The following is an 11,149-nucleotide window of genomic DNA, read 5'->3' on the forward strand; positions in this document are numbered from 1 at the left end:
CCGTGGTGCCGCGGGCACGTGGGCGAGCGCGATGCCGCGCCAGTTGCTGAACGCGTGGGCGAGCGGCGAGAGGCCGGAAACGAATGCACGGTCGCACGCGACGTGGGCGATGCGCTTGAGTCTGAGCGCGAAGGATGGAAAGAACATGACGCTGCCTCCGTCCGGTCCGGCAAACGCCGGACGACGTGATCGAGCGCGGGCGCATGACGCAACCTGCGATCGGAGGGTGGAACGTAACGGAGCGTGCGACTGGCGAGGCGGCGATGGCCGGCCCGGGAGGAAGCGCGCTAACCCGACGAATGCGAGCTAGCGGCGAAAGACATGCGTCTGGCTGCTATCTCGCGATGGCTTGGCCGGCCTGGACCGGCATCGAACTGCAACTAGAGCATGTGTCCACGGGGGGACTCCCTTGATGAATTGGGGCGGATTGTAGTCGCGACTTTTGCTGCGGCGCAAGCAAAAAACGCACGAAAGATGACGTCCGTGGCCTGCGCGTCGCAACGGACCGCGGTCGCGCGGCAGCGGCCTGGCGGGAGCCGGAAGCGCACGCGGCGGGATACTCCGTGCCGTTGCGCGCACGCATCGCCGCCGGAGCGCATCCTGACGCGCTGAAAGGTTTCGGTGCGCCATTTCAAGGGCAAATCTTTCAGCGGCGAAACGCGGGGAATTTATTTCGAGAAATGGGGTTGGGAGGGGTTGACTTCACTTTCGGGCCGTCCATAGAATCCGCCATCTTCACTCTTGGGGCCGCCGCCTTGGACGCCTGCAGTAGTCGATCTTCGAACGAAATTTCCGCCTGAGCGACCGACGTCCGCGCCTCATCGAAGCCGCCGTTTGTCTCCCGGGCAAACGGTGCGCGCAGCAGCATTCCGCAGCAAATCCCTACGTGCACCCTGATTCGCGCCGGTTAGCGTGATGCGTTTTCGCATGCGTTGGCCGGCTTCACCGCCGCCTGGCAGGCGGCCGCGTTCGCGCGTGCCTTTTCCCGGCTCGCGAATGGCGGCCCGCCGGCCTGACGGCGGTCAACCGTGTTTTCCGGAACACCGCACAGGAGCCGCCATGAACGACAGTGACAGTTGTCCCTTATGCCCGTTGCACGCACCGACCCTTTTGAACCCCGGTCGCAGGGACAATCCGGCCGACTAGCCTGACACGTCGTTCAGGCCCCGGACTGGCCCCGCGCCCACGACGCGGCCGGCACGCCTGCCGTCGCCGCACGGAGCCAGACCATGAACTTCGGCCTTCTGCTGTCGCACCTTCCGCACGTCACGGAATCGCGCAACCAGTACGACGCGATGCTGACGCTCGACGCCCGTCCGCGGGTGTTCTCCCGCCTGCTGAACCAGCTGAAATCGTTGATCCACTGAAGGAAGCGCCGAGCGCGCCTCGGCATGCGCACGCGTGGCCGCCTTCGGGCGGTCGCCCCGTGCGCATTCCAAGGTCACACGCTTATCGAATCGCATAACCCTTAGCCGTACGGAACACATCATGTCCACGCCATCCAACGTCTCTCCACCGATCGCCGCCGAACGCAGCGCCGTGCTCGACGACGCCCACCTCGGCGACATCCGCGGCGCACTCGGCACGATCCCGTACCACGACACCGGTGCGCGCGGCACGTGGTGGGCGCGCCTGCGCACGCTGCTCGCGATCATCGGCCCGGGCCTGATCGTGATGGTCGGCGACAACGACGCCGGCGCATTCGGCACCTACACGCAGGCCGGCCAGAACTACGGCACGACGCTGCTGTGGACGCTGCTGCTGCTCGTGCCCGTGTTGTACGTGAACCAGGAAATGGTGCTGCGCCTCGGCGCGGTCACCGGCGTCGGCCATGCACGCCTGATCTTCGAGCGGTTCGGCAAGTTCTGGGGCGCGTTCAGCGTGATCGACCTGTTCCTGCTCAATGCGCTCACGATCGTCACCGAGTTCATCGGCATCACGTTCGTGCTGGATTTCTTCGGATTGCCGAAGGTGGCCGGCGTGTGCGTGGCCGCCGCGCTGACGATGGCCGCGGTGAGTACCGGCGATTTCCGGCGCTTCGAGCGGTTCGCGATCGGGCTGTGCGTGATGAGCCTGCTGCTCGTGCCCGTGCTCGTGTCGATCCATCCGAGCGTCGCGCAGATGTCGCGCGATTTCTTCGTGCCGAACTGGCCCGCGCACGCGAAGCTGTCGGACGTGATGCTGCTCGTGATCGGCATCGTCGGCACGACGGTTGCGCCCTGGCAGCTGTTCTTCCAGCAGAGCTACGTGATCGACAAGCGCATCACGCCGCGCTTCATGAAGTACGAGAAGGCCGACCTGTGGATTGGTATCGCGTTCGTGCTGGTCGGTGCGGTGGCCATGATCGGCTTCAGCGCCGCGCTGTTCAGCGGCCATCCGGAAGCCGGCAACTTCACCGACGCGGGCGGCATCATCGCGGGCCTGGAGAAGTATGCGGGCCGCACGAGCGCGACGCTGTTCGCGATCGCGCTGCTCGACGCATGCATCATCGGCGCGGCGGCGGTGTCGTTGTCGACCGCGTATGCGATCGGCGACGTGTTCAAGATCCGCCACTCGCTGCATCGCGGCGTGACCGACGCAAAGGGCTTTTATCTCGTCTACTTCGGCATCGTCGTGGCGGCGGCCACGCTCGTGCTGATCCCGGGCAGCCCGCTCGGCCTGCTGACCGAAGCCGTGCAGACGCTGGCCGGCGTGCTGCTGCCGAGTGCCACGGTGTTCCTGCTGGTGCTGTGCAACGACCGCCAGGTGCTCGGCCCGTGGGTCAACTCGACGAAGCTCAACGTGTTCACGGGCGCGGTGATCTGGGTACTCGTGCTGCTGTCGATCATCCTGACCGCGTCGGTGATGTATCCGGATATCAGCGGCGAAGCGATCGTCGACGTGCTGGTGGGCGGTACCGTGCTTGCGATCGCGGGGTATCTCGCGACGGTCCTGATTCGCCGCAACAAGCGCGTGGTGGAGCCGGGTGTCGACCGGTCGCTGCGCGATACGTGGCGGATGCCGCCGCTCGACACGCTCGAGCCGCAGAACATGACGCTCGCGACGCGGATCTGGATGGCCGTGCTGCGCGGCTATCTCGTGATCGCGGTCGGGCTCGTGATCGTGAAGGTCGTGCAGATGACGCTGCTGAAGTAACGTCGCACCGCAACCCGCACATGCCGGCCCTCGAGGCCGGCATGTGCGTTTACGCGTTCGAATTCGCCAAGCGGTGGCGCCGCGCTCAGATCAATTCGAGCTTCGACGTCAGGTACGTGAGCTGGATCCGGTTCGCGACGCCGAAGCGCTTGCGCAGCTTGCGCAGGTGATAGTCGACGTTGTGCGCGCTGGTGTCGAGGCGCCGGCCGATCTCCTTGTCGGATGCGCCTTCGGCAATGCCGAGCAGCAGTTCCTGCTCGAACGGCGTGAGCCCGTTCACCGCGCGCTCGCGCGACGTCGAGATCAGTTGCGGCGAGGCGAACTTGTGCACCGACAACCCGATCGACAATGCCTGCTCGATCGTCGCCGGCGTGATCCACTCGCGCGTGCGGCGCGGCGCGGTGAAGCTCATGAACGCGTGCAGCCGCGTGCCGGGCACGGCCATCGAATACATGATGCCGCTGCACATCCCGTCGTCCTGCATCGTCTGCAGGAAGCCGTCGAGCGTGGCGGGGCGCTCGCTCGGGCCGTCTTCGCGCTCGCGGTACTCGCGGCGCAGCTGCTGCAGGTCCCACACGATCGGCATGTTGCAGACGCGCGCGCCGAGCGTGCGCGGATCGACGTCGTGATGGTTGTGCCGCACGTAGTCGCCGCGATAGGTGGGCGGCGTGAACGCTTCGTGCAGATAGAGGCTTTCGACGCGCTCGCGCGAGAATTCGAGCGCGAAGTACGCGAACGTCGAGAAGCCTGTCAGATGCAGCAGGCTCGTGACGATCCGGTTGCGCTCGGCCGTGCTCTGCGCGTGCGCGAGCGTATCGGCGACGCCGAGCTTCGGCGCGTGCGGCTGCGTGACGTCGCCGCCCTTCACGTCGTCGCACCAGACGACCTGCACGGTGCGCTCCCGGCGCGCATCCGCGCAGGCGCCCGACGCGCCCGACGCGCGCGGAAAGGTTGGGGCGACCGCTTCTTCATGCAATGCAATATCGGACATGAGCCATCCCTCGGAATCGACGCGCATCGCCTGGCGGCGGCCGTATCGTGAACGGCATTCGCGGCGGTGCGATCGAGCATCGTTTTGATATGCGCCGATCGTCATCCCTGACGAAACGCGGGGGCATTGTACAAAAATGCCTGTGTATGCGTAATATGCCGTAATACTAATTGCGGCGAAAGGTTCATGTTCGCGCGCGTATATTGACTACCAGAAAATCATAAAGAAAAGACCAGATCGTGACGGGGCGCAGTTTCATATATTGGGAAAGGGGCGGGCTCCTCATGACACATGCTGACGGCGCACCACGCGTCGAATGGTTCTCACATGCCGATATAGCGGCCGCGGCCGCTTATTCGAGCGAATATCAGGCAATCGAGCGCGACGTTTTTACCGGCATTCAAATCGGATCCGGTAAAACCGACCTTGCGCCAATCGATTTCGCGCAATGCCATGCGCGATTGCGGCAAATCGGTTTCAGTACGCTCGGTTACGGCGCCTACGAAATGATCGGGCGGCGCATTCTGTGTGCCCATCTGCTGCGCGATCTCGCGCCGGCAACGTTCATGCAGCCGTTCATCGAAGGGATGCTCTACGAGAGCGACCCGCGTTTCGCGCAGGTGCGGCAGAGCGGCTTTCCGGTCGCATGGCGGCTCGACGAGATCGAGGCGGCCGCGCAGGGCAGCGGCGACCGCAAGGTGCTGGCGCTCGCCGGCCATCTGCGTGCGCACGCGATGAACAGCGGCGTGATCTTCAGCCTGTCGGCGCCGCGTCTCGACCTGCGCGTCGCGGTGAACGTGACGTCGGAGACGCACGGCACCGAATGGATCGACGATCGCGTGATCGGCGGCGCGCTGGCGGTGAGCCTCGCCGTGCATCGCGTCGCGCTGCCGTTCCTCGAGGCGCGTATCGCACGCATGCGCGGTTTCGCGCTCGGCGACGAGCAGCAGCAGGTGCTCGATCGCCTCGTGCACGGGCTGTCCGACCAGGAGATCGCGAGCGCGCTGCGCACGTCGCTGCACAAGGTCGGCCATCACATCCGGTCGCTCGAGAAACTCTTCAACGTGCAGAACCGCGCGCAGCTCGCGTACCTCGCCGCGCGGCGCCTGTAACCCCGAAACGGCGCACCGCCGGCGTGCGCGCCGGCGGCCCGGCACGCAATGGAAGCGGTTCCGGCGGCGCGTGCCCGAGCGTGCCGCCGGGTTTCGTAGTCCGATTCGATCGTCGCCGGAAAACGCGCTTTCGCGCTACGAGGCGCATCCCTTTTTCCATCGTTTCCCGTCGCTACACTCGTCCCATTCAACGGTCCGCGCGGCACGGGCAGGATTGCCCGTGCCGGCCGGCGATAACGACAGGACGACGGCACGATGGCTGAACCGAAGGCGCTCCCCCGCGACTGGCAGCGGTTGTTTTCCGCCGGCCGCGGCGTGTCCGGACCGCGTCTCGGGGGCGCATCGCCGCGCGCCGACCTGTTCATCGCGGTGTTCATCGTCGCGGTCGTCGCGCTGTTCATCCTGCCGCTGCCGCAGGCCGCGCTCGACGGGATGATCTCGCTGAACCTCGCCGCGAGCGTCGTACTGCTGACGGTATCGACCTACGTGCCGTCGGCGGTGAGCTTCTCGTCGTTTCCCGCCTTGCTGCTGTTCACGACACTGTTCCGGCTCGCGCTGAACATCGCGTCGTGCAAGCTGATCCTGCTGCACGCGAACGCGGGCCACGTGATCGACGCGTTCGGGCGGCTCGTGGTCGGCAACAACGTCGTGGTGGGCGGCGTGGTGTTCCTCGTGATCGCCGTCGTGCAGTTCATCGTGATCGCGAAAGGGTCGGAGCGGGTGGCGGAAGTCGGCGCACGCTTCTCGCTCGACGCGATGCCCGGCAAGCAGATGAGCATCGACGCGGACTTGCGCGCGGGCATCATCAGCGCCGACGAAGCGCGCGAGCGACGCGAGAAGCTGGAGCAGGAATCGCAGATGCACGGCGCGATGGACGGCGCGATGAAGTTCGTGAAGGGCGACGCGATCGCGGGCCTCGTGATCGCGTTCATCAACATCGTCGCGGGGATCGCGGTCGGCACGCTGATGCACGGGATGGATATCGGCCAGGCGCTGCAGCGTTACGCGATCCTGACGGTCGGCGACGGGATGGCGTCGCAGATTCCGTCGCTGCTCGTGTCGATCGCCGCCGGCATCGTCACGACTCGCGTCGCGACGCGCGATGCGCGGCAGCGCCAGCTCGGCGAACAGCTCGGCGAGCAGCTGGGGGCGCATCCGCGCGCGCTGCTGATCGCGGCGGTCGTGCTGGCCGGCTTCCTCGTCGTGCCCGGTTTTCCGAAATGGTCGTTCGCGCTGATCGCGATCGGCCTCGGCGTGTTCGCGTTCTCGCAGCTCAAGCGCAAGACGGCCGCGCCGAGTTTCAACCTGATCCAGATCGCGGGGCGCGTCGGCGCGGCCGACGACGGCCAGCCCGCGAAGGTGTCGCATGCGGCCGGCGTCACGTCGCTGATCGCGGTGTCGCTGTCCGACGACCTGCGCGCGAGCCTGAACCTCGCGCAGTTGCAGGCCGCGCTGTCGAGCGCGAAAGCGCGCGTCGATGCGGACATCGGCACGGTGTTCCCGCGCATCACGCTGAACGACGACGAAGGCGCGGCGGCCAGCACGTACCGGATCTATCTGCAGGACGTGCTCGCCGCGCACGGCGCGCTGAAGCCGGGCTGGCTGCTGTGGGACGGCGTCGCGCCGCTGCCCGAGCGCGCGGAGCGCCAGCCGGCCGAGGCATTCGGCCCGTTCGCGACGGCGCTGTGGATCAAGCCCGACGGCTCCGCGCCGGACGGCAAGTGGCTGTCGAGCGAAAGCGCGCTCGCCGCGCATGTCGAGCAGATCGTGCGCCAGCATGCGGACGAACTGCTCGGAATCCAGGAAACGCAGGCGCTCGTGCACCTCGTGCGCCGCGAGCACCCGGAACTCGTGGGCGAGCTGACGCGGCTCGTGCCGCTGCAGCGCGTGACCGAGGTGCTGCGCCGGCTGCTGGCCGAGCAGGTACCGATCCGCAATTTGCGCGTGATCTTCGAAAGCCTGATCACGTGGGCGCCGAACGAACCGGACGACGTGATCGCGCTGGTCGAGCTCGTGCGCGTCGACCTGCGCCGGATGATTACCGACCGCCACGCGGGCACGACGCGCCAGCTGCGGGTCGTGTTGTTCGAGCAGAACCTGCAGGAGCGGATCGAGAGCGCGGTGATGCGCACCAAGCAGGGCAATTTCCTCGCGCTGTCGAGCGCGGTCAAGCAGGACATCGGCGAGCAGGTGCGCGCGATCGTGCAGGCCGCGCAGGCGGGCGGCGCCGGCGGGCACGGCAATGCGCAGGGCGCCGTGCGGCTCGCGGTGATGGTCGCGCTCGGCGCGCGCCGCTACGTGAAGACGATCCTGCAGCCGGTCCTGCCCGACCTCGCGGTGCTGTCGTACCAGGAGGTCGAGGAAGACGTGCAGCTGCATACGGTCGGCTGGGTCAAGAACCCGCCGGACGACGGCACGGTCGGCGCGGGTGCCGGCGTGCGTGCGCCGGGAGCCGTGCAATGACGAGCTCGACGATCCTCGACCTGACGCGCCAGGCGCTGATGCTCGTACTGCTGCTGTCGCTGCCGATCGTGCTGATCGCCACCGTCACGGGCCTCGTCGTCGCGATTCTGCAGGCCGTCACGCAGGTGCAGGACGCCAACATCGGCATCGCGGTGCGGCTGATCGCCGTGATGGTCGCGCTCGTGCTGTTGTCGGGCTGGCTCGGCGGCGAAGTGCTGCGCTTCGCGCAGCAGGCGCTGGAACGCATGTTCGTTTCTTCCACAGGAGTCCTTTGATGCGTCGACGCGTCGCCTCGATCCGGTTTCAACCGCGCAGCCTGCAACGGGCCGCGCTCGCCATGTGCGCGACCGCGTTGCTCACGGCGTCGCTGTGCATGGCGCCCGCGCAGCATGCGCGGGCCGCGGACCTGCGCTGGCGCAACAAGCCGTTCACGATCGTCGCGAACGGCAAGAAGATCGGCGACTTCATCCGCGAGCTCGCGTCGTCGCAGGGCGTGACGGCGGTGGTCGACCCGAAGGTCGACGGCGTGATCAGCGGCCGCTTCTCGGGCACGCCGCAACAGACGCTCGACACGATCTGCTCGACCTACGGGCTCACGTGGTACTACGACGGCTCGTTCCTGTACGTCGATCCGGCCGATCAGTCGCAGACGCAGATGATCCCGATCCCGCCGAACGCAGCCGGTGAAATCGGCCGCGCGCTGCAGGCGATGCAGATTCCCGACAAGCGCTACACGCTGGTGATCAACGACCGCGCGAACAGCGTGTACGTGGCCGGCCCGCGCCGCTACGTCGAGCTCGTGCGGCAGGCGGTCGGCTCGGTCGGCGATCCGTCGGCGAACGGCGCGCATGCGGATATCCGCGCGTTCCGGCTGAAGTACGGCTGGGCGTCGGATTTCACGATCAACCGCTCGGGCAAGGAGGTGACGGTGCCGGGCGTCGCGACGATCCTGAGCCGCCTGTTCGGCAAGGGCGGCGGCACGAACGCGCTGCCGTCGAGCACGCCGCTCGGACAGGCCGCGCGCCAGGTGAAGCTGGGCTCGGGGCTGACGATCGCCGTGCCGCGGCTCGACTTCCCCGATATCGCCGGCGGCCCGCGCGCGGGCGGTTACGCGGGCGACAGCAGCGCAGGCGGCGGGCTTGCACCGTTCGGGAACGCCGGCGGCGGCGACGCGCTGCCGCAGATCGTCGCCGATCCGGCGATCAACGCGGTGATCGTGCGCGACCTGCCGGAGAACATGTACCGCTACCAGTCGCTGATCAACCAGCTCGACGAGCGGCCGCGCATCGTCGAGATCAACGTGACGATCATCGACATCAACGAGGATTCGCTCGACAGCCTCGGGATCGACTGGCGCCTGCACACGACGCACGGCGACGTGCAGATCGGCAACGGCGCGAATCCGCTGAACGGCAACACGCAGTACAACGGCTCGGGCAATCCGCCGCTCACGTTCGGCGTCGGCACGTCGGAAACCGGGCAGACGGGCACCTTCCTGCCGACCGGCATTGCGTTGACGGCATCGATCGGCGGCTCGCTGCGCAACTACCTGCTCACGCGCGTGAACGCGCTCGCGCAGAAGGGGCAGGCGCAGTTGCGTTCGAAACCGAAGGTGCTCGCGCTCGACAACACCGAGGCGATCCTCGAGAACCTCACGCAGTTCTATGTGCAGGTGCAGGGTTACCAGGATTCGTCGCTGTACAGCGTGACGACCGGCACGAGCATCAAGGTGACGCCGATGATCGTCGACGAGGCGATCCGCAACGCGGCGGCCGTGTCCGGCAATCCGCAGAGCGTGATGATGTCGATCGACATCCAGGACGGCAACGTCGTGCAAGGGCAGGCCGTGTCGAACATTCCGGTGATCCAGCAGCGCAACATCGTCACCAAGTCGATGATCGACGAGGGCAAGAGCCTGCTGATCGCGGGTTTCAACGACGACGAGGTGAAGCTGAACAAGAGCGGCGTGCCCTGGCTGTCCGACATTCCGCTGATCGGCAACCTGTTCAAGTACACCGACAAGTCGGGCAACCACATGGAGCGGTTCTACCTGCTGACGCCGCGCGTGGTGACGACCGCGTCGATGTATGCGCCGGACGGCTCGCCCGTGAACCCGGGTGTCGACGCGCCGGCCGGCCAGGAAGGACTGTCGATGTACCGCCCGCCGGACAACGACGTCGCGGTGCCGCTGACGCCGAAGCCGCTGCCCGGCACGAAGTTCGGTCCGCCCGCGCTGCCGCCGCCGAAGGATGCGGCGGCGCAGCCCGCGACGACCGCAGGAGCCACTCCCCATGTCGACGAGCATCATTGATCCGCACGGCGACGGCGCATTGCCCGGCGGCGCGGGGGGCGGCGCGGCCGCGCTCGCGTCGCCGTGGAACCTGTGCTTCCTGAGCGGGCCGATGTACGGCCGCACGATGTCGCTCGCGCGCGGCGCGAACTGGGTCGGCACCGCGGCCGATTGCGAAGTGATCCTGCCCGATCGCGAGATCGGCGCGAAGCAGGTGTGTCTGCAGGTCGGCGCGCTCGCGGTGACCGTGCAGAACCACGGCGGCGAGACCGGCGCGGCGGTGCTGTTCAACGACGAACCGCTCGGCGCGGGGCGCCGCTCGCTGACGCCGCACGACGTCGTGACGGTCGGCTCGATCCGGCTCGGCATCGCGCGGCATGCGCAGGCGAGCGTCGCGGTGCCGGACGAAGCCGATGCGCCGGACGCCGCGCGCGAGGCCGCGTGGCTCGGCTGGCTCACGGGCGGCCTGCGCCGCCTCGGCAGCCGCCGGCTCGTGATCGCGCTGGTCGCGTTGTGGATCGGCGTGCTGCTCGGCGCGCTCGGCTACGGCTTCGTCGCGTGGTCGGGGCGCCTGCCGTGGCAGCACGAATCGGTGCTCGCGCGCACGCACCGGCTGCAGCAGCTGCTGCATGCGTATCCGGAGCTGGCCGTCGCGCCGCGCGACGACGGCGTGATCGTGTCGGGCTACGTCAGCGATCCGGCCGCGCGCGAACGCGTCGCGCAGATCGTCGCGGAGGTCGACAACGCGGCGCTCGGCAACATCTACGTGGTCAGCGACCTGGTGGCGACCGCGCAGACCTATTTCAGCGATACGGCGCTGACGGTGACGTATCTCGGCCGCGGCCGGATCGAACTGACGGGCGCGGCCGCGCGCGCGCAGATCGAGCCGCGCATCCGCAACTACATGAAGGATGCGCGACCGGCGCTCGAAGTCGTCGATCACGTGCGCGATGCCGATCCGGCCGCGCCGCGCACGGCGACGACGCTGGGCGGCACGGCAGGCATTCCGGAGATCACGACCGTGTTCGCGGGCGACGGCGACCAGCGCTACATCGAGACGGCCGACGGCAGCCGCTATTTCGAAGGCGCGCGGCTGAAGGAGGGGGCGACGGTCGTGTCGATCGGCCCGGACGAAGTCGTGTTCGAACGCGGCGGCCA

9 protein-coding genes are annotated in these 11,149 nt (G+C 67.6%); 7 read left to right on the forward strand and 2 right to left on the reverse strand.

Annotation, left to right across the window (positions count from 1 at the left end):
• Window positions 1–646: 646 nt before the first annotated feature.
• Entirely contained in the window at window positions 647–868 is a 222-nt protein-coding gene (locus G3N62_RS31880; RefSeq protein ID WP_154233767.1) for a hypothetical protein, read from the reverse strand.
• Window positions 869–1,229: 361 nt separating this feature from the next.
• Here G3N62_RS31880 and G3N62_RS31885 point away from each other — a divergent pair, with 361 nt between their 5' ends.
• Together G3N62_RS31885 and G3N62_RS31890 are read left to right on the forward strand one after the other, a co-directional pair.
• Window positions 1,230–1,367 (forward strand): hypothetical protein, encoded by a 138-nt coding sequence (locus G3N62_RS31885; RefSeq protein WP_185732747.1) that lies wholly within the window; start codon window positions 1,230–1,232, stop codon window positions 1,365–1,367.
• 121 nt (window positions 1,368–1,488) lie between these two features.
• The gene (locus G3N62_RS31890; protein ID WP_124670279.1) at window positions 1,489–3,135 is read left to right on the forward strand and encodes an NRAMP family divalent metal transporter; all 1,647 of its coding nucleotides are present in this window, start codon (window positions 1,489–1,491) and stop codon (window positions 3,133–3,135) included.
• 85 nt (window positions 3,136–3,220) lie between these two features.
• On the opposite strand, the gene G3N62_RS31895 is transcribed toward G3N62_RS31890, so the two are convergent.
• On the reverse strand, window positions 3,221–4,126 hold the full coding sequence (locus G3N62_RS31895) for a LuxR family transcriptional regulator (RefSeq protein WP_069706836.1): 906 nt from the start codon (window positions 4,124–4,126) through the stop codon (window positions 3,221–3,223).
• A gap of 284 nt (window positions 4,127–4,410) precedes the next feature.
• On the opposite strand from G3N62_RS31895, the gene G3N62_RS31900 reads away from it, so the two are divergent.
• The 5 genes from G3N62_RS31900 to sctD all read left to right on the forward strand — a co-directional run.
• The gene (locus G3N62_RS31900) at window positions 4,411–5,238 is read left to right on the forward strand and encodes an autoinducer binding domain-containing protein (RefSeq protein WP_034189396.1); all 828 of its coding nucleotides are present in this window, start codon (window positions 4,411–4,413) and stop codon (window positions 5,236–5,238) included.
• Between the two features lie 255 nt (window positions 5,239–5,493).
• The gene (gene sctV / locus G3N62_RS31905) at window positions 5,494–7,701 is read left to right on the forward strand and encodes a type III secretion system export apparatus subunit SctV (RefSeq protein ID WP_124670280.1); all 2,208 of its coding nucleotides are present in this window, start codon (window positions 5,494–5,496) and stop codon (window positions 7,699–7,701) included.
• Complete coding sequence (gene sctS / locus G3N62_RS31910; RefSeq protein WP_006480854.1) at window positions 7,698–7,976, forward strand: type III secretion system export apparatus subunit SctS; 279 nt, start codon at window positions 7,698–7,700, stop codon at window positions 7,974–7,976. Before sctV ends, sctS begins: the two co-directional genes overlap by 4 nt.
• Window positions 7,976–10,012: a type III secretion system outer membrane ring subunit SctC gene (sctC, locus tag G3N62_RS31915; RefSeq protein ID WP_049029126.1), complete on the forward strand. Its 2,037-nt coding sequence runs from the start codon at window positions 7,976–7,978 to the stop codon at window positions 10,010–10,012. The genes sctS and sctC overlap by 1 nt, the downstream gene beginning before the upstream one ends.
• Window positions 9,993–11,149, forward strand: a 1,157-nt coding sequence (sctD, locus tag G3N62_RS31920; protein WP_206141421.1) for a type III secretion system inner membrane ring subunit SctD, incomplete at its 3' end; no start/stop codon positions are given. The genes sctC and sctD, both read left to right, overlap by 20 nt.

The organism is Burkholderia sp. Tr-20355 (assembly GCF_017104685.1).
Taxonomy (GTDB): Bacteria; Pseudomonadota; Gammaproteobacteria; order Burkholderiales; family Burkholderiaceae; genus Burkholderia; species Burkholderia seminalis.